Source organism: Rhizobium leguminosarum (genome assembly GCF_010668065.1).
Lineage (GTDB): Bacteria > Pseudomonadota > Alphaproteobacteria > Rhizobiales > Rhizobiaceae > Rhizobium > Rhizobium leguminosarum_S.
Genome location: NZ_WUEN01000003.1, coordinates 451737 through 468965, shown reverse-complemented (window position 1 = coordinate 468965; position 17229 = coordinate 451737). Strand labels below are relative to the sequence as shown.

General features: G+C 59.9%; 18 protein-coding genes and 2 pseudogenes. 5 read left to right on the top strand and 15 right to left on the bottom strand.

Annotated features, from left to right (window positions below):
• Window positions 1-173: 173 nt before the first annotated feature.
• The 5 genes from GR198_RS10600 to GR198_RS10580 all read right to left on the bottom strand — a co-directional run bounded on the left by GR198_RS10600 (window position 174) and on the right by GR198_RS10580 (window position 3824).
• A complete protein-coding gene (locus tag GR198_RS10600) occupies window positions 174-899 on the bottom strand; it encodes an amino acid ABC transporter ATP-binding protein (protein WP_011648876.1) in 726 nt (241 codons plus the stop codon).
• Window positions 877-1536, bottom strand: coding sequence for an amino acid ABC transporter permease (locus GR198_RS10595; protein ID WP_011648875.1), 660 nt, complete (start codon window positions 1534-1536; stop codon window positions 877-879). Before GR198_RS10595 ends, GR198_RS10600 begins: the two co-directional genes overlap by 23 nt.
• The gene (locus GR198_RS10590; protein WP_011648874.1) at window positions 1533-2204 is read right to left on the bottom strand and encodes an amino acid ABC transporter permease; all 672 of its coding nucleotides are present in this window, start codon (window positions 2202-2204) and stop codon (window positions 1533-1535) included. The genes GR198_RS10595 and GR198_RS10590 overlap by 4 nt, the downstream gene beginning before the upstream one ends.
• Window positions 2205-2283: 79 nt before the next feature.
• Window positions 2284-3069 carry a transporter substrate-binding domain-containing protein gene (locus GR198_RS10585; protein WP_164068805.1) on the bottom strand — a complete coding sequence of 262 codons (786 nt, stop codon included), beginning with the start codon at window positions 3067-3069 and terminating at the stop codon, window positions 2284-2286.
• Window positions 3063-3824 carry a GntR family transcriptional regulator gene (locus tag GR198_RS10580; protein ID WP_029871143.1) on the bottom strand — a complete coding sequence of 254 codons (762 nt, stop codon included), beginning with the start codon at window positions 3822-3824 and terminating at the stop codon, window positions 3063-3065. Before GR198_RS10580 ends, GR198_RS10585 begins: the two co-directional genes overlap by 7 nt.
• A 255-nt stretch (window positions 3825-4079) precedes the next feature.
• Between GR198_RS10580 and GR198_RS10575 the strand changes: the two genes are divergently transcribed.
• Both GR198_RS10575 and GR198_RS10570 read left to right on the top strand, forming a co-directional pair.
• Window positions 4080-4346 (top strand): type II toxin-antitoxin system Phd/YefM family antitoxin, encoded by a 267-nt coding sequence (locus GR198_RS10575; protein WP_164068802.1) that lies wholly within the window; start codon window positions 4080-4082, stop codon window positions 4344-4346.
• On the top strand, window positions 4343-4771 hold the full coding sequence (locus GR198_RS10570; RefSeq protein WP_164068801.1) for a type II toxin-antitoxin system VapC family toxin: 429 nt from the start codon (window positions 4343-4345) through the stop codon (window positions 4769-4771). Before GR198_RS10575 ends, GR198_RS10570 begins: the two co-directional genes overlap by 4 nt.
• A gap of 40 nt (window positions 4772-4811) precedes the next feature.
• On the opposite strand, the gene GR198_RS10565 is transcribed toward GR198_RS10570, so the two are convergent.
• From GR198_RS10565 to GR198_RS10545, 5 genes are all read right to left on the bottom strand, one after another.
• The gene (locus GR198_RS10565; RefSeq protein WP_164024457.1) at window positions 4812-5582 is read right to left on the bottom strand and encodes an amino acid ABC transporter ATP-binding protein; all 771 of its coding nucleotides are present in this window, start codon (window positions 5580-5582) and stop codon (window positions 4812-4814) included.
• A gap of 12 nt (window positions 5583-5594) precedes the next feature.
• Window positions 5595-6254: an amino acid ABC transporter permease gene (locus GR198_RS10560; RefSeq protein WP_011648868.1), complete on the bottom strand. Its 660-nt coding sequence runs from the start codon at window positions 6252-6254 to the stop codon at window positions 5595-5597.
• A 5-nt stretch (window positions 6255-6259) separates the two neighbouring features.
• The gene (locus GR198_RS10555; RefSeq protein WP_025397316.1) at window positions 6260-6922 is read right to left on the bottom strand and encodes an amino acid ABC transporter permease; all 663 of its coding nucleotides are present in this window, start codon (window positions 6920-6922) and stop codon (window positions 6260-6262) included.
• A 117-nt stretch (window positions 6923-7039) separates the two neighbouring features.
• Window positions 7040-7879: a transporter substrate-binding domain-containing protein gene (locus GR198_RS10550; protein ID WP_029871147.1), complete on the bottom strand. Its 840-nt coding sequence runs from the start codon at window positions 7877-7879 to the stop codon at window positions 7040-7042.
• Window positions 7880-8135: 256 nt separating this feature from the next.
• A complete protein-coding gene (locus tag GR198_RS10545; RefSeq protein ID WP_409514052.1) occupies window positions 8136-8726 on the bottom strand; it encodes a TetR/AcrR family transcriptional regulator in 591 nt (196 codons plus the stop codon).
• 87 nt (window positions 8727-8813) lie between these two features.
• Here GR198_RS10545 and GR198_RS10540 point away from each other — a divergent pair, with 87 nt between their 5' ends.
• Entirely contained in the window at window positions 8814-9617 is an 804-nt protein-coding gene (locus tag GR198_RS10540; protein ID WP_164068796.1) for a crotonase/enoyl-CoA hydratase family protein, read from the top strand.
• A gap of 39 nt (window positions 9618-9656) precedes the next feature.
• Here GR198_RS10540 and GR198_RS10535 read toward each other — a convergent pair whose 3' ends face one another.
• From GR198_RS10535 to GR198_RS10525, 3 genes and pseudogenes are all read right to left on the bottom strand, one after another.
• Complete coding sequence (locus GR198_RS10535; protein ID WP_164068794.1) at window positions 9657-11444, bottom strand: methyl-accepting chemotaxis protein; 1788 nt, start codon at window positions 11442-11444, stop codon at window positions 9657-9659.
• Window positions 11445-11575: 131 nt separating this feature from the next.
• A pseudogene (locus tag GR198_RS10530) lies at window positions 11576-11910 on the bottom strand (DUF1217 domain-containing protein); the annotation flags it as partial.
• Window positions 11911-11915: 5 nt separating this feature from the next.
• Complete coding sequence (locus GR198_RS10525; protein ID WP_029871152.1) at window positions 11916-12563, bottom strand: TetR/AcrR family transcriptional regulator; 648 nt, start codon at window positions 12561-12563, stop codon at window positions 11916-11918.
• Between the two features lie 164 nt (window positions 12564-12727).
• Here GR198_RS10525 and GR198_RS35755 point away from each other — a divergent pair.
• Together GR198_RS35755 and GR198_RS10520 are read left to right on the top strand one after the other, a co-directional pair.
• A pseudogene (locus GR198_RS35755) lies at window positions 12728-12880 on the top strand (EF-hand domain-containing protein); the annotation flags it as partial.
• A gap of 292 nt (window positions 12881-13172) precedes the next feature.
• Window positions 13173-14990, top strand: coding sequence for a methyl-accepting chemotaxis protein (locus GR198_RS10520; protein WP_164068793.1), 1818 nt, complete (start codon window positions 13173-13175; stop codon window positions 14988-14990).
• 30 nt (window positions 14991-15020) lie between these two features.
• Here the strand turns inward: GR198_RS10520 and doeB are convergent, their stop codons facing one another.
• Together doeB and doeA are read right to left on the bottom strand one after the other, a co-directional pair.
• Window positions 15021-16028, bottom strand: coding sequence for a N(2)-acetyl-L-2,4-diaminobutanoate deacetylase DoeB (gene doeB, locus GR198_RS10515; protein ID WP_164068790.1), 1008 nt, complete (start codon window positions 16026-16028; stop codon window positions 15021-15023).
• A gap of 7 nt (window positions 16029-16035) precedes the next feature.
• A complete protein-coding gene (doeA, locus tag GR198_RS10510) occupies window positions 16036-17217 on the bottom strand; it encodes an ectoine hydrolase DoeA (protein WP_164068788.1) in 1182 nt (393 codons plus the stop codon).
• Window positions 17218-17229 lie beyond the last annotated feature (12 nt).

The window sequence follows — 17229 nt, the reverse complement described above, 5'->3', positions numbered from 1 at the left end:
CCTGCCAACCGGCCTTGATAACTACCGCCTGGCAGTCCACGCGGCAGCAGATCGAACAGCAAGCCGCGTTAGATAGGCCAGAGGCACCCCGCTTACCGAGCGGATAATCGATGCGCAAACGCAGCACGCCATAAAAGTGCTCGATCCGCCAAGTCGGCTATTCTCACTGCCTCCTAGTTGACACCGAGAAATTGCTTCAACTCCGCTGTCTGCGGCTTGGCGAAGACTTCCTCCGGCGGGCCTGCTTCATGGACCCGGCCCTGATGCATGAAGATCACGCGGTTGCAGACGTCGCGGGCGAACTTCATCTCGTGCGTTACCATCAGCAGTGTCATTCCCTCTGCGGCGAGTTCGCGCACGACGGCCAGAACTTCGGCGACCAGTTCCGGATCGAGCGCGGAGGTGATCTCGTCGCAGAGAAGTGCAGTCGGCTGCATGGCGAGCGCGCGGGCGATGGCGACGCGCTGCTGCTGGCCGCCCGAGAGCTCGTCCGGATAGGCGTCGAACCTGTGGCCCAGCCCCACCCGCTCCAGCATCTTGCGGGCGGTGGCCTCGGCTTCGGCCTTCGGGGTCTTCTTGACCACGGTCTGCGACAGCATGACGTTGCCGCCGACGGTCAGGTGCGGGAAGAGGTTGAACTGCTGAAATATCATGCCGACCTTGAGGCGCAGTGCCTTCAAATGGACTTCGTCATCGAGGAGCTGCGCGCCGGCCACGGAGATGGAGCCGTCAGTGATGGTCTCCAGGCCGTTGATGCAGCGAAGCAGGGTCGATTTTCCCGAACCGCTCTTGCCGATAATGGCGATAACTTCGCCGGCCTCCACATCGAGATTGATGCCTTTCAGCACCTCGGTGGTGCCAAAGCTCTTGCGGACTTCAGTGATTTCGATGAGCGACATTGAGCTTCCTTTCCAGGATCTGGCTGCTTTTTGACAAAGGCCAGCAAAGGGCGAAGTAGATGAGGGCGACGAGCCCGTAGACGGTGAAGGGCTGGAAAGTGGCATTGGTGACGACCGTGCCGGCTTTCGACAATTCGACGAAACCGATGATCGAGGTCAGCGCCGTTCCCTTGACGATTTGAACGGAGAAACCGACCGTCGGCGGTATGGCGACCCTCAGTGCCTGCGGGAGGATGACATAACGCATCTGCTGCAACCGGCCCATGCCGAGGCTGGCGGAGGCTTCCCACTGACCCTTCACGACCGCTTCGACGCAGCCTCGCCAGATTTCGGCGAGGAAGGCAGCGCTCCACAAGATCAGCGCGAAACCCGCAGCAAGCCAGGCCGGCACGTCTATCCCGAAGAGGCCGAGACCGAAAAAGGCGATGAAGAGCTGCATCAGCAACGGCGTGCCCTGGAAGAGCTCGATATAATATTTCGCGACTGTCCTGAATGCCTTGCGCTTGCTGATGCGCAGGAACAGCAGCCCCAGCCCGACCACGCCGCCGCCGATGAACGAGACAAGCGAAAGCAGGATCGTCCAGCGGGTGGCGAGCAGCAGGTTGCGCAGGATGTCCCAGAGTGTGAACTCGATCATCGTGCTGCTCTCCTCGGGAAAATGAACCCGCCGACCACCGCCAGCAGCTGCCGGAGCAGGATCGCCAGCACAAGATAGATGGCTGTCGAGACAATGTAGGCCTCGAAGGCGCGGAAGGTTCGCGATTGTATGAAGTTCGCGGCAAAGGTCAGATCCTCGGCGGCGATCTGCGAGACGACCGATGAGCCGAGCATGACGATGACCACTTGCGACGACAGCGCCGGCCAGATGCGCTGCAGGGATGGCACGAGAACGACATGCCGGAAGGTTTCGAAGCGCGTCATGGCAAGGCTCTCGCCTGCCTCGAACTGGCCCTTCGGGGTTGCCTGAATGCCAGCGCGGATAATTTCGCAGCTATAAGCGCCGAGGTTGACGACCATCGCGAGGTTGGCGGCCGTCAGTTCGGAAAGCTTGAAGCCGAGCGACGGAAGGCCGAAGAAGATGAAAAAGAGCTGGATCAGGAACGGCGTGTTGCGGATCAGTTCGACATAGGTCGCAACGACAGGCTTCAGCCAGGCCGGGCCGAGTGCACGCACCCAGGCACAGAAGATGCCGAGCGATATGCCGAGCACTCCGCCGATCGCGATAAGCTCCAGCGTGATCAGTATGCCCTTGATGATCTCAGGATAATATTCAAGCAGCCAGCCGAATTCGAAATGGTAACTCAAGGAATTGTCCCCTCTTGTGGCGACGGAGCGTCATGTCGTCCCGCGCGCGGGCGCGGGACGACATCCGTGAGACCGGTCCTTAGAGATCCGACGGGAGATCGGCGCCGAGCCACTTCTGCGATATGGCGTTCAGCGCGCCATCGGTTTTTGCGGCGGCGATAATGCCGTTCACCTTCTCCAGAAGAGCTGCCTGTTCCTTGTTGAGACCGATGTAGCAGGGCGAGTTCTTGATGAGGAACTTCATCTCAGGGCGCTTGGGAGGATTTTTGGCGAGGATCGCAGCAGCCACGACGTTGCCGGTGGCGATGGTGTCGACCTGGCCGGACAGGAAGGCCGAGATGGTGCCGTTGTTGTCCTCGTAGCGCTTGATCGTCGCGTCGGCCGGCGCGATCTTCGTCAGCTCGAGATCTTCGACAGCGCCGCGCGTGACGCCGATGCTCTTGCCGGCGAGATCCTCCACCTTGGCGATCGAAAGATCGGCCGGTGCAAATACGCCGTTGAAGAAGGGGGCGTAGGCCGTGGTGAAATCGATCACCTTTTCGCGCTCCGCATTCTTGCCGAGGCTTGATATGACCAGATCGACTTTGTTTGTCTGCAGATAGGGAACGCGGTTGGCGCTGGTGACCGGCACGAGTTCGGTCTTGACGCCCAGTTTTTCGGCAATGAGATTGGCTACATCGATATCGTAGCCCATCGGCGCCATATCGGTACCGACGCTGCCGAAGGGCGGAAAATCCTGCGGGACCGCCACACGCAGCGTACCGCGCGCCGTGATGTCGGCGAGAGCATCGGCGTAAGACGCGGAGCCGAGGCCGAAGGTTGCAGCCAGGGTCGCGATTGCGAAGAAGACTCGTCTTGTCAGCATGTTTTAGTTGCTCCTTTGAAGTTGTGGTTTTTTGGGTCTGACAGTTGGGAGACCGAGGGCACGGTCTTGGGAGGAAGTGACAGGGAACTGCGCAGTTCCGAGAGCGGATCGGGCCGGGTGGTGAGGTCGAGGCCCATTTCCACTTCGTCCAGATGTTCGATAGAGAGCTCGGCAGCTCTGACGAAATCGCCCGCTTGCATGGCCTCGAAGATGCGGCAGTGTCCGTCATGGGACTGTGCTGCATGAAATTCAGACTGATAGAGCATCGAAATGAGGATCGTCCTCGCGGTGAGATCGCGGAGGATATCGACGATGATGGCGTTCCCGCTCAATTCTGCGATGCGGATGTGGAAATCACCCATCAAATACGTCAGGCGCTGGCGGTCGCCCGCAGCCATTGCGGTCTTTTCCTCGTTCAAATGCACGTCGAGAGCTTTGCTTCCCTCGTCCGTCAATACACGCATGCTGCGCAGCAACCCGGCCTCGATGACGCGCCGTGCCTCATAGACAGCGATCGCCTCTTCAGCGGACGGCTCGACAACAAACCAGCCTCGTCTCGGACTGACATGCACGATGCCGCGTGTTTCCAAACGCATCATGGCTTCACGGACGCGGGTTCGAGACACGCTGAAGAGCGTTGCCAGCTGGTTTTCACTCAGACGCGTCCCAGGCCGAATTTTGGCTGAAAGAATCCCGGAGACAATCGTCTCCTCGATGGTCTTCTGGGTGCTCTCAGATGTGTGGCTATCTTGCATACAAGACAGGAAAGCAAAGCTCGTGCCAAAATTCTGTGTTCAGGATTTCCAAGATGTCTCGGATCCCTCCCCCTGGAATTTGCACGCTGAGAATGCAGACTGAGCGCAAATTGAGCGAGTCCCCGCAATTCCTTGCAAACTCCTCAGCGTTGGCCGCCCAAAGCCGGCAAAGTCCTTCCCTGCCGAAAAGTTGCTTGCGGCTAGATCGGTTCGGCTTATATAGTCATGTTAGTCACTATAGTCAGGATATAGCGAATGCAGCCATCACGACCAGAGGATAAAAGTTGGACCGTCGCCAGTGCGAAGGCCAAGCTGTCTGAGGTTATCGAACGCGCGCAAGCAACGCCGCAAACGATCATGCGCAACGGTAAACCGAGCGTCGTTGTCGTTTCGGCCGAGGAATGGCAGCGCAAGACCGCGCGCAAGGGCACCCTCGCAGAGTTTCTGATGCAATCGCCGCTGCGTGGCGCCGATCTGGACCTCCAACGACAGCGCGACGAACCGCATGATCTCCAGCTGTGAGACTTCTGCTGGACACCAATGTGCTTTCCGAGGTGACAAGGTCGCGTCCCAATGCACGTGTCCTAGAATGGCTGGACAGTCTCGACGAGGATCGCTCATTCATCAGCACCGTATCGATCGCGGAGATCCGGCGTGGTGTTGCATTGATGGAAAGCGGGCGGAAGCGCGACGCGCTGGCTGAATGGCTTGCCCAGGACTTGCCGCAGCGCTTCGAGCAGCGCGTCATCCCTGTGGACCAGCCGGTTGCGATAGCCTGGGGCGACCTGTTGGGGCTCGCAAAGCGAAGCGGACGCGGCTTATCGTCAATGGACGGCTTAATTGCCGCCACCGCGATTGCTCACGATCTCACTCTCGCCACTCGCAATATAAAGGATTTCGAGGGTTTGGGGATCGAGCTTGTCGACCCTTGGATAGAGCGCCCGTGACGATCCGCACAGCCGACCGTCACGGGATCTTTCTTTTCGCCTAATTGAAACTCGAGGTTTTGAGGAATTCCGCCAGCCGTTCGGTCTTCGGATGCACGAACATGTCCTTCGGATCGCCCTCCTCGCAGATGACGCCCTGGTTCATGAAGATGACGCGTGACGAAACGTCGTAGGCAAAGCGCATCTCGTGCGTGACGAGCAGCATGGTCATGCCGTCGGCGGCAAGCCCCTTGATGACCTGGAGCACTTCGCCCACCAGTTCCGGGTCAAGCGCGGAGGTCACTTCATCGAACAGCATCAGCCTCGGCGACATGGCAATGGCGCGGGCGATCGCGACGCGCTGCTGCTGACCACCGGAAAGCTGCCCGGGATAATGGTTCGAGCGGGCGGAAAGGCCGACACGATCGAGCCATTTTTCGGCGATGGCGCGGGCATCCGGCTTCGCCATTTTCTTGACCTTGACGAGGCCGAGCATGACGTTTTCAGCGGCACTCATATGCGGGAAGAGATTGAACTGCTGAAACGCCATGCCGGTCAGCGCGCGCTGGCGCGCGATCTCCTTCTCGCTCTTGCGGCGCCGCGTTGTGCCTTCGGCGCGGTAGCCGATCTCCTCGCCATCGAGGCTGATCGTGCCGCCCTGGAACTCTTCGAGCATGTTGATGCAGCGCAGCAAGGTGGTCTTTCCGGAACCGGACGAGCCGATGATGGAAATGACTTCGCCCTCCTCAACGGCGCAATCGACGCCCTTGAGGACTTCGTGGATGCCGTAAGTCTTGCGCAGACCCTGGATGTCGAGAATGGTCTTGGCCATCGGGGGAACTCCTCAGGACGGCAGGGCAGTCTTGCGCTCGACATATTTGCCGAAGTGCTCGATGCCGTAGTTGATGATGAAATAGAGACCGCCAGCCAGGAAATAGAACTGGAGGCTCATGAAATTGCGGGAGATGATCTCTTGCGTGCGCAGGAGAAGCTCCGCGACGCCGATGACGGAGAGCAGCGTCGAGGCCTTCACCATCTCGGCCGCCGTATTCACCCAGGCCGGCAGGCACTGGCGCATGGCCTGCGGCCACAGCACCGAGGTGAAGGTCTGTGTAAAGGTGAGGCCGATCGCCTTGGCAGCTTCCGTCTGCCCCTTCGGGATTGCCTGAAGCGCCCCGCGCACGATTTCGCCGACATGGGAGGAGCAGAAGATGGCAAGGGCGAGCACGCCGGCCGAGAACGGCCCGAGATCGAGGCCGACGGCGGCAGAGACATAGTAGCTCGCCAGCACCAGCACGAGTACCGGCGTGCCACGGATGATATCCGTATAGGCGCGCACGGCCAGACGCAAAACAACGCCGCCATAGACGAGCGCCAAGCCGACGAAAACGCCGAGTATGGAACCCGCGAGGATGGCCAGCAGGGAGATCGACACGGTTACGCCAATGCCGTTCATGATGACGTATCGGGCGATCCAGAGTTGTTCGAGAAAGGTGTGGGACATCAGGTCTATCTCGGCAGGGCCAGACGGCGCTCGACGAAGCGCATCACGGCAGCGATGAGGAAACAGGTCGCGACATAGAGGGCTGATGTGACCATCCAGGTCTCTATGACGCGGAAGCTCTCGACATTGATCTTGCGGGCGGCAAACGTCAGTTCCGGCACGGCGATGGCGGCGGCAAGCGAGGTGTCCTTGAAGAGCGAGATGATCGTCGAGGACAGCGATGGCAGCACGTTGCGCAGCATCAGCGGAGCGATGATGGAGCTGCGGATCTGCATCCCCGTCAGGCCGATGGCAAGCCCCGCTTCCGTCAGTCCTCTCGGAATAGACAGCAGCCCGGCACGGAACACCTCGGCCAGATAGGCGCCGGAATAAAGCGACAGAACCAGGACGAAGCTTTTTATCTTGTCGAGGCGCAAGCCCATCTGCGGCAGCGCGAAAAAGACGAAAAGCACCAGGACGAGAATCGGCAGGTTGCGAATGACCGTGACATAGACCCGCGCCGGCACGACCGCAAAGCGGCTTTTGGACGTCAGCGCGAAGGCCACCACAAGACCGATCGCGGCGCCGATCAGGATCGAGATCACTGCAAGGCCGAGGCTGAGCGCGAGCCCGCTCAAAAGAAAATCGAAATTGCGCCAGACGGCAGCGAAATTCAACGTGTAACCCATGCGGGCCGCCCTTTCAGACCAGAGCATGATGCCGAAAAATGTGAGCGGTTTTCGGACAACGTCATGCTCTCACTCTTTAAATGTGGAGCGGGAAACATATCCCGCTCCACATGGCTGTTACTTGAACTCGACCGGGAAGCCGATCTGCGGCGGCGTCAGATCTTTGCCGAACCAGGTCTTGAAGGACTTGGCGTAAAAGTCGAATTCGACGCCGGTCATGGCTTCGTGCAGAGCGGTGTTGACGAAGTTCAGCCAATCCTGATCGCCGCGCTTGACGGCGCAGGCGTAGGTCTGCGGGTTCCAGCCGTAGCCAGCATCTTTATAGCGGCCCGGATTCTGGGTCATGTACCAGGCGAGCGACGACTGGTCCGTGGCGACAGCATCGGCGCGTCCCGATTCCAGTGCCTGATAGATCAGGTCGACGGAGTCGTACTGGTCGACGGTCGCCTCCGGCAAGGCCGCATGCACCATCGCCTCGGCGTAGACGTTCTGGAGAACCGAGATGGTGACGGAGGAGCCTGCCGCCTTGAGGGCGGCGTAGTCGCCATATTTGCCATCCGCCTTGAGCATCAAGCCGACACCCTCGCGATAATAAGGAATGGTGAAGGCAACCTGCTGGGCGCGCTCGCCGGTAACAGTCATGAACTGGCAGGTGATGTCGACTTTGTCGGTGGTGATGTTCGGGATGCGGGCATCGGAGGACTGGTTCACATACTCGATCTTCTCAGGATCGCCGAAGAGGGCCTTGGCGATGATATGGCCCATGTCGACGTCGAATCCCTGAAGCTTGTCGTCGGCGCTCTTGAAGTGCCAGGGCGCATTGGTGCTGCCCGTGCCGAGGACGAGATGGCCGCGGGCCAGCACTTCATCGAGCTTGCTGCCTTCGGCCAGCGCAGGCGTGGACAACAGAGCGGCGACGGCCAGCGACATCACGCCGGTGCGAAAGGAAATGGTCATGGCGTTCCCCTTATGGATGGTTCCTTTTGTTCCAGTATAATGGACGCATGTCTGTTTTACTGGAACAATGTTATGAAGTGCCATCAAGGATGAATTGTCAATGGGGCATGCTGAAAAAACGCGCATCGGCGCGCGTGGCGATTTTTTCGGCAGTGCAGCATTGTTCTGTTGTTTAGAGGCTCAACATAATGCCCTTCCCGCTCAACGACCTCAGGCCATGCCGAAGGCGAAAGATGCGGTCTTCAGAGCGAGCGCCTTACGCGTTTGCGTTTGCGGTCGCAGCGCGGGTCAGTGAACCAGCCGCCTCGCCTGCGGCTTCCATATAGGTCGGGTCGCGATGCAACAGAACGACGGCGAACGAGCCATCGAGCAACAGGACGATCTGCCGGGCGAGTTGCGGCGCTTCCGTTTTGATTCCGGCCGCCTCGAATGTGACCCGCAACCAGGCCTCGACCCTCTTCTTGTGTTCAATCCCGACTTTCATGGCTGGATGGCCAGGCATATTGACGAGTTCCGCAGAGGTGCGCAGGAAGCCGCAGCCCTTCCATTTCGGATGGCGGGCTGCGCGGGCGAGATTGCGAAAGATGCCTTGCACCTTATCCGCCGGTTCGCCCATCGTTTCCGCGTACCAGCGTTTGAACAGAGCGAGGTTGGGCTGGTCGCGCGCCTCCAGATAGGCCCCGATGAGGTCGTCTTTGCTGGCGAAATGGTAGTAAAGAGTGCGTTTCGTGACGCCGGCCTCTTCAGCCACCGCATCGACGCTGACGCTCCTGATGCCCTCGTTGTAAAACAGCTTGGCGGCCGCCGAGATGATGCGTTCGCGCGTCGGGATTGCGTGTGAGATCATGTCGCTATGTATACCGACTAGTGAATATACACAAGCATCGGCCGGCGGCATACTCTCCTGACGCAGCATACCGGAAAGGAAAACCGAATGGCCGACACTGTTTTGATCGACAGCCGCGACGGCATCGCCACGCTCACTCTCAATCGCCCGGAAAAGCTCAACGCGCTGAATTACGCCTTGATAGACCGCTTGCTCGCGATCCTCAACGCCATCGAAACCGACAGTTCAATCCGGGCGATCATCCTCACCGGCGCAGGCGAGCGGGCATTCTCGGCGGGCGGCGATATCTACGAATTCTCAGAAAGCGTGGCGCAGGGCGCCGATGTCGCCATGCGCGATTTCGTCGCGCGCGGACAGCGATTGACTGCGCGGCTGGAAGCCTTCCGAAAACCCGTCATCGCCGCCGTCAACGGCCTTGCCTTTGGCGGCGGCTGCGAGATCACCGAGGCTGTGCCCCTCGCCATCGCCAGCGAACGCGCCCTGTTCGCCAAGCCCGAGATCAATCTCGCAATGCCGCCGACCTTTGGCGGAACGCAGCGTTTGCCGAGGTTGGCCGGGCGCAAGCGCGCCCTCGAACTGCTGTTGACGGGTGACACATTCTCCCCGCAGCGCGCCCTCGAACTCGGCCTTGTCAACCAAGTTGTCCCGCATGACGCTCTCATGCCGGCCGCCCACGACCTCGCGCGGCGCATTCTGCGTCATTCACCGCTGGCGGCGGCGAGCATTCTGACGGCGGTGACGCGCGGCATCAACCAGAGCATTGCGGAGGGGCTGCTGATCGAAGGCGAACAATTCGCCCGGATGGCGCCAACCGCCGATTTGCGCGAAGGGCTCGACGCGTGGATCGAGCGCCGCAAGCCGAGCTATCCCGGCTCGTGGTCGCTCGATTGATTGCCGCCAATACTGCCGAGAGTGGCTCAGTCAGCGTAATCAGAACTCTTCCCAGTCGGACTTCAGCGCGACGGAGGCCGACCCGCGCTGGATGGATGCGAGGGGCGAATTACGAACGACTTTCAAAGCCGTCGGTGCGGCGGGGTGGCGATCCGCCTGCGCAAACGAAGACCTGGATCTCGGCGCATCGTTGAAACGGAACTGCTCAAGAAGCTCGAAGAGCGCGGCAGCCTCTCGGGCAAGGCCATGGCTCGCAGCCGTCTGCTCCTCGACCATTGCGGCATTCTGCTGCGTTCCCTGGTCGACGGTGTTGATGGACTGGCTGATCCCGCCGAGCGCAGTCGATTGCTCGCGCGCCGCCTCCACGATCGCTGTGACGTTGGTATTGATTTCGTGAACCTGACTGGCGATTTCCTGGAGCGCTGATCCGGCATTCGTCACGAGGGCGACGCCGTTTGCGACATGGGAACCGGACGCCGTGATCAGGCTCTTTATCTCCTTGGCAGCTTTCGCCGACCGCTGCGCCAGCTCACGGACCTCCTGGGCGACGACCGCAAAACCCTTGCCCGCCTCCCCTGCTCGTGCCGCCTCTACGCCGGCATTGAGCGCCAAGAGGTTCGTCTGGAAGGCAATCTCATCGATAACACCGATGATATTGGAAATTTCGCGTGACGAGTTTTCGATCTGGTCCATCGCTCCGATGGCGTCACGCACCACCTGGCCGGAATGCTCGGCGTGATTTCTGGCGCGCTCCACGAGTTGACCGGCCTCCTCGGCGCGGCGGCTCGAATCCTTGACCGTCGTCGTGATTTCCTCAAGGGCGGCGGCTGTTTCTTCGACGGATGCCGCTTGCTGCTCGGTACGCTTTGCCAGGTCGTCGGCTGCTGTGCGGATTTCGTTGGAACCGGCTGATATCGCCTTGGCATTTTCGGCAACCGTTGCCATTGCGCCCTTCAACTTCTCCGAGGCGCTGTTGAAGTCGGCACGCAGCCTTTCCAGCGAAGGAATGAAAGGCTTCTGGATCGTCTGCGACAGATCGCCGTCCGCAAGATTCGTCAGGCAACGAGCAAGTTGTTCGACATTTTCGACGCGCGCCGTGACATCGGTTGCGAACTTCACGACTTTGAACACTTTGCCGTTCAGGTCGAAAATCGGATTGTAGGAAGCCTGGATATAGACCTTCCGTCCGCCCTTGCCCATGCGCATGAATTCGTCGGCAACCAGCTGGCCGCTCGCAAGTTTCCGCCAGAATTCCTTGTAAGCCTCCGACCTCGAGTAGTCGGCTTCACAGAACATCGAATGATGTTTGCCCTGGATTTCGGCAAGCGAATAACCAAGGGCGGACAGGAAATTGTCGTTCGCGGTCAGGATTTCGCCGGCCGGCGTGAATTCGATGATCGCCTGAGCCCGGGACAATGCGTCGATCTTGCCCGAATCTTCGGCAGACCTCAGCTTCTGCGCAGTGATATCAGTTGCAATCTTGATGACCTTGACCGGCTTACCGCGTCGGAACACGGGATTGTAGGATGCTTCGATCCAGACCTCGCGGCCGCCTTTTCCAAGGCGCTTATATTGCTGCTGGTCGAATTTCCCGGCTGCGAGCTTCGTCCAGAAAGCCTTGTATTCCGTTGAGGATACATAGGCAGGCTCGACAAACATGCTGTGATGTTTTCCGACAATCTCCCTCAACTCGTAGCCGAGCGCCCTGCAGAAGTTTTCGTTCGCGGTGAGGATCCTGCCCGATAAATCAAACTCGATCATGGCTTGCGAATTCGATAGAGCGGCAAGAGCCGCGACAGCATTTGCACCACGATCAAGAATGCTCACGCACAATCCCCCTAGATTTCATCGCCGTCGATCCAGCCATGTCGCGAATATTCGCTTGTGCTTATTAATACAGATTTAATTATTAATATAAGGTTTCGCCGTGTGCTTCGTTTTGAATGCGCGTTGCGATGATCGGACGGGTACGTGACGACGCGCGCGTCCGACGTGACATCGTTAGGATCGAGTGCCTTCGCCTCGAGGATGAAGGAATCAGTCGATCGTCGGCCAAGAATTCGCTGGCCGTGGTCGTCGCCATCTGCTCGCGAAAATAGGCAATTTCTTCGTCCGCCTCGTCGGTCGCTTCTGTCAGCTCGTCGCCTTCGAGATATGGGATCTTGTCCTGCTTGCGGTAGGTTGCATAGTCGTCGACGACGGATTCCGACATGCTTCGGCGACTAACCGGTCATCATCGAGGCTGTTGAAATAGCTTCGAGTCCGAGCGATCGCTTTCCAGGATTTTTCGAATGCGCTTTAGGCGGCGCCGACGCCCGCGGCGAAGATGGCAATGCAGCGGCGAAGATGGGCAAGCAGTTGTGCCCGATCGGGCCAGACCTGCGCGCGTCCTTCCGGCGGACCCATGCCGCCGAGGATCATATCCATCAGCATCCGGGCACCGCTTGCCGGATCATCCAGCGTCAACCGGCCTTCCTCCCGGCGTTCGCTCAGCCAGTCGGCGAGATGCTGCCGGCTGGCAAGCATGCCTTCGCGCTGCAGGATATCGACAAGTTCGGGAAATTGCGCCGCTTCGCGAAAGACCAACTGCAGGAAGCCGCTGCGATCGGCATCCCCATCCTCCGCCATATCGATCATGAAGATGCGCTGGAGGCTCTCGGCAATCGAGATATCTTCGGCGGGCCTGGGCAGATCGAGCATCAGGCGCCGATGCGCGCCGACGACGGCGGCAAACAACTCTTCCTTGCTCTGAAACAGCTTATAGAGCGTCTGCTTCGAAACGCCCGCCTCCGAGGCGACGACCGCGGTCGTGCTTCCGGCATAACCGCATTTGACGAAAACGCGGCCGGCGACTTCGACGATATGCGCCCGCTTGTCCTCGTCGCTGGAAACTTTCGGCCGGCCCCGTTTGCGCGGCTCGTCCGCAGGCTCGTCGACAATAACCATGGGTGTCTAGCCCACCTTGCCGAAACGCGTGCCGACGACCTGAGAACGTAGACTAAGATTTCTGAGTGTTAATTTATTCGGTTGTGGCATTAGCGATTTCGATTTAGCGAACTAGCACGTTCTGCAATTCTGTGCATCCCCACCTCCCTAACGATGGAGCGCTTATGACGACCATTTCCGCTGCAACATCAGTCTCTTCCTATTCCTATAGCAAGTACCCGACATCCATGGCCCAGTGCATCCTAGCCTCTAATACGGTTTCGTCGGCAAAAGCAACCAAAAGCCGGCAGCTCGACAAAGACACGTCGAACAGCGCCGTTGGGCTTCGGTGGGGATGCGGCGAAGGCAAGATCGCGTGCCTTCGAACTGCGCACGGAAAGTTGAGGTTCGGCCATGCCGGTCTCCTTCCATCTGCATGTAGCATCACTCCACCGGCCATCAAGATGGCAACTGATGGCTGGATACCCACAAGTATTCCCGGTTATTCCCCGTCCTGGTTTTGTTTTTAGTTCAAGGGAATTAACCATATCTCAGTGTTCTTACCAAATAATGCCATACGTCGATCAGGCATCTCGAAGCAGAGAGGCCAAAGGTTATTTGGAGACAGTCTTGGCATTTACCATTGCTCGCAGTTTGGTGGCGTTTGGTGTCGCCGTTTCAGCCGGCCTTTTCATGTCGATCGGTTTGCAGCAATCGGCGCTCGAACGGCTGAAAGTCAACGGTCCGGTTTACGAGCAGGTCGTCTACGGCAAGGATTTGATCGCCGATATTCTGCCGCCGCCGCTGTTTGTGGTCGAATCCTACATGCTGTCCTTCGAGGCGAGCAAATTTTCCGAGCTCACAGAAACCAATCTTGCCAAGATCGCAAATCTCAAGGCCGCCTACGACGACCGCCGCGCCTATTGGAAAACCACCCGGCTGCCGCAGGCTTTGAAGGACGAGCTTGAAAACGATGTCATCGCCAAGGGCGACGCATTCTGGGGGGTGATGAACCGTGAGATCATCCCGGCATTGAATGCCAGGGATGAAGACAAGGCACATGGTGCGATCGAGCAGCTGCGCGTCGCCTTTCATTCGCACCAGGATGCAGTCGAGAAACTCGTTGCCAATTCCGACGCCTTCCTGAAGGGCGAGGAACGCAATGCGGCCTCGGAGATCGTCACCTGGACGATCTATGCGGGTGCTGCGGGTCTCGGTTCGTTCGGGCTGTTGCTGGTGGGGCTCTATCTCCTGCGTCGCCGAGCAATCGTGCCGCTCGATGGCATGAAGGCCTATATGGGCAACCTTGCCGACGGCGACTTTTCGACCGAAGTTCCCTATGCCAACCGGTCCGACGAGATCGGAGCCATGTCCAAGGCCGTGGCGGTATTCCGCCGCAACGCGCTCGAGCGGCAGGACGCACAGAAGCGCGAGACCGCACTACGCGATGCGGAATTCGAGCGCGAACGCAGCCAGCTGGCCGAAAGGGCCGCTGAAGAGCAGATCCGCGAAACGGTGATCGATCAGTTGACATACGGCCTGGAACAGCTGTCGACCGGCAATCTCGATTGCCGGATCACGACGCCGTTCGCCGTCGCCTATGAGACTTTGCGCGCGAAGTTCAACGACAGTATGGACGCGCTTTGCGCTTCGATGGCGGAGATCGCCCAGACCTCCAAGCAAGTGGGCAGCTCCTCGGCCGGCATCACAGAGGCAGCCGACAGTCTTGCGTCGCGCACGGAACAGCAGGCCGCAATGCTCGAAGAAGCGACAGCCGCGCTCGATGAGATGAATGCCAAGGCGAAAGACGCCTCCGCTCATGCCGGCAAGGCAACCGGCATGATGGCCGAGACGCGCACCAGCGCCGAACATTCGGCAGCCGTCGTTCGCGAAGCAATCGCCGCCATGGAAAGGATCGAAGGCTCGTCCTCCCAGATTGGCGACATCGTCAATGTCATCGATGAAATCGCCTTCCAGACCAATCTTCTGGCGCTCAATGCCGGGGTTGAAGCCGCCCGTGCAGGCGAAGCGGGCAAGGGTTTTGCCGTCGTGGCGCAGGAAGTGCGCGAACTCGCCTTGCGCTCGGCCAACGCCGCCAAGGAGATCAGAGCACTGATTTCCACCTCCTCGTCTCAGGTCTCCACCGGGGTGCAGCTTGTCAACCGCACCGGCAAGGCGCTTCTGGAAATCGAAGGGCAGGTCGAGCAGGTTGCCGGCTTGATCGCCCGTATCGTTTCGGTGTCATCCGAGCAGGCGGTGGCGATCGGCGAGATCAACGCCTCCGTCAACGCCCTCGATCAGGTAACGCAACGCAACGCAGCCATGGCCGTCGAAACCGCCTCGGCCTGCCGGGCGCTCGGCAGCCAAACGCAGACGCTGGAAGGGGTGGTAAACCGCTTTCAGGTCGATGCGGGAGCCAGCGGGTCAAGACCGCAGAAAGCGGCTTGACGAGTGATCGTTGAAGCTCGTCTCTCTACCTCAATCGTCAACAATCGCCACGACGGCAACGCAATCGCCTGATTTGACCAGCCCCGGGAAATGCCGGGCACAGAGAATGCCGTTCATGCCGGCGCGGATCTCGCGGGGAGGCACCCCGGTCCGCCCGGTCGGATAGATGCGAGCGATGACGGCATCGTCGGTGACCGCTTCACCGAGATCAATGACAGGTTCGATCAGCCCAACCTCCTCTGCGAAGGAGAAGCAGCGGCCGTCCGGCATGTCGAGCCAGGTCGTCGAACCGGGGTCGACGGCGCCCGCGACGATCCCCGCGTGGCGTAGCACGTTCATGGTGCCGCGCTTGGCAATCGCCGCACTTTTGGCCGTGGCGGTGCCGCCGCCGCCCAGTTCCGTGGTGATGAAGATCTTGCCCATCTCCTCGGCCGCGGTGTCGTACATGCCGACCGCATCGATCTCCAGCATTTTCATCGAATAGGGAGCGGCAAACGCCGTCACGAATTCGAAGGCTTTTTCCTGCTGTTGCTTGTTCGGCAGGATGTGGGCCGCGCAGAACGGCAGAAAATCGAGCGTCTTGCCGCCGGAATGGAAGTCGAGGACGAGATCCGCCATCGGCAGAAGCACACGGCTGAAATAGTCGGCGATCTTCTCGGTCACCGTACCGTCCGGCCGGCCCGGGAAGCTGCGGTTCATGTTGCCCCTGTCGATCGGCGAGGTTCTGGTTCCCGCTTGGAATGCCGGATAATTCATGGCCGGCACGATGATAACCGTGCCGTTCACCTCTTCGGCCTTCAGCGTGCGGGCAAGATCGAAGAGCGCGATCGGTCCTTCATACTCGTCGCCGTGATTGCCGCCGGTCAGAAGGGCCGTTGGCCCCTTGCCGTTCCGGACGACCGTTATCGGCACCATCACCGATCCCCAGGCGGAATCGTCGCGGCTGTAAGGCAGGCGCAGGAAGCCGTGCTGGACGCCCTCGGCGGCAAAATTGACCGTCGCGCTGATCGGCGACGGCCGCAAGCCAATCTCTGTCATGACAGCCTCAATCCTTGACCATCAGCCTGCGCGGCACGTTCGCGAAGCACTCGACGCCACTGTCGGCGATGAGGATGCTCTCGGTCGTTTCGAAACCCATGTCGTCGAGCCAGAGGCCGGTCATGAAATGGAAGGTCATTCCGGGCTTCAGCTCCGTCCGGTCGCCGGGACGCAGGCTCATGGTGCGCTCGCCCCAGTCCGGCGGATAGGAAAGGCCGATCGGGTAACCCGTGCGGTTGTCCTTGACGATGCCGTATTTCTTCAGGACGGCGAAGAAGGCGTTGGCGATATCCTCGCAGCTATTGCCGGGTCTGGCGACCGCAAGACCGGCTTCCATGCCTTCCAGCGTCGCCTTTTCGGCATCGAGAAAAGCCTGCGTCGGCTTGCCGAGGAAGACGGTGCGCGACAGCGGCAGATGATAGCGGTTGTAGCAGCCGGCGATCTCGAAGAAGGTGCCCTCGCCCTTCTTCAGCCGTCGGTCGTCCCAGGTCAGGTGCGGTGCGGATGCTTCGACGCCGGACGGCAGCAGCGGCACGATCGCCGGATAATCGCCGCCGATGCCGTCGACGCCGCGGGTGCCGGCATCATAGATTTCCGCGACCAGATCGCACTTGCGCATGCCGACCTCGATCTTGTCGAAGATGCGGGCATGCATCGCCTCGACGATGCGGGCGGCATTGCGCATATAGCCGATCTCAGTCTCGCTCTTGACCGCTCGCTGCCAGTTGACGAGGGCGGTCGCGTCGACGAAGCGCGCATTCGGCAGATGCTTCTGCAGCGCCGCAAAGGCGGCTGCCGAAAACCAGTAATTGTCCATCTCGACGCCGATCGTCAGCTTGCCGAAGCCGCGCTCGGTCAGGATGCCCGAGAGGTAGTCCATGGGGTGGCGCTCGGTCGATTGCACATAGTGATCGGGATAACCGACGATATTGTCGTGCTTCAGATAGGCGGTGAACTTGGCGCCATTGGCATCCTGGCCGCGGCCGAACCAGATCGGTTCGCCTTGCGGCGGCACGATCACCGCCTGGTGCACGTAGAAGGACCAGCCGTCATAGCCGGTCAACCAGGCCATGTTCGACGGGTCGCTGACGATCAGCAGGTCTACGCCCTTCGCCTCCATGGCACGCCGTGTCTTTTCCAACCGCGCGGCATATTCGCCGAGCGAGAATTTGAGATTGGGCTGGGTCATGTTTCTTCCCTT

What these genes read in the sequence shown, in the direction of transcription:
- GR198_RS10600 (WP_011648876.1), bottom strand. Translation starts at nt 899, where the DNA reads ATGTCGCTCATCGAAATCACTGAAGTCCGCAAGAGCTTTGGCACCACC.
- GR198_RS10595 (WP_011648875.1), bottom strand. Translation starts at nt 1,536, where the DNA reads ATGATCGAGTTCACACTCTGGGACATCCTGCGCAACCTGCTGCTCGCC.
- GR198_RS10585 (WP_164068805.1), bottom strand. Translation starts at nt 3,069, where the DNA reads ATGCTGACAAGACGAGTCTTCTTCGCAATCGCGACCCTGGCTGCAACC.
- GR198_RS10580 (WP_029871143.1), bottom strand. Translation starts at nt 3,824, where the DNA reads ATGCAAGATAGCCACACATCTGAGAGCACCCAGAAGACCATCGAGGAG.
- GR198_RS10575 (WP_164068802.1), top strand. Translation starts at nt 4,080, where the DNA reads ATGCAGCCATCACGACCAGAGGATAAAAGTTGGACCGTCGCCAGTGCG.
- GR198_RS10565 (WP_164024457.1), bottom strand. Translation starts at nt 5,582, where the DNA reads ATGGCCAAGACCATTCTCGACATCCAGGGTCTGCGCAAGACTTACGGC.
- GR198_RS10560 (WP_011648868.1), bottom strand. Translation starts at nt 6,254, where the DNA reads ATGTCCCACACCTTTCTCGAACAACTCTGGATCGCCCGATACGTCATC.
- GR198_RS10555 (WP_025397316.1), bottom strand. Translation starts at nt 6,922, where the DNA reads ATGGGTTACACGTTGAATTTCGCTGCCGTCTGGCGCAATTTCGATTTT.
- GR198_RS10550 (WP_029871147.1), bottom strand. Translation starts at nt 7,879, where the DNA reads ATGACCATTTCCTTTCGCACCGGCGTGATGTCGCTGGCCGTCGCCGCT.
- GR198_RS10545 (WP_409514052.1), bottom strand. Translation starts at nt 8,726, where the DNA reads ATGATCTCACACGCAATCCCGACGCGCGAACGCATCATCTCGGCGGCC.
- GR198_RS10540 (WP_164068796.1), top strand. Translation starts at nt 8,814, where the DNA reads ATGGCCGACACTGTTTTGATCGACAGCCGCGACGGCATCGCCACGCTC.
- GR198_RS10525 (WP_029871152.1), bottom strand. Translation starts at nt 12,563, where the DNA reads ATGGTTATTGTCGACGAGCCTGCGGACGAGCCGCGCAAACGGGGCCGG.
- doeB (WP_164068790.1), bottom strand. Translation starts at nt 16,028, where the DNA reads ATGACAGAGATTGGCTTGCGGCCGTCGCCGATCAGCGCGACGGTCAAT.
- doeA (WP_164068788.1), bottom strand. Translation starts at nt 17,217, where the DNA reads ATGACCCAGCCCAATCTCAAATTCTCGCTCGGCGAATATGCCGCGCGG.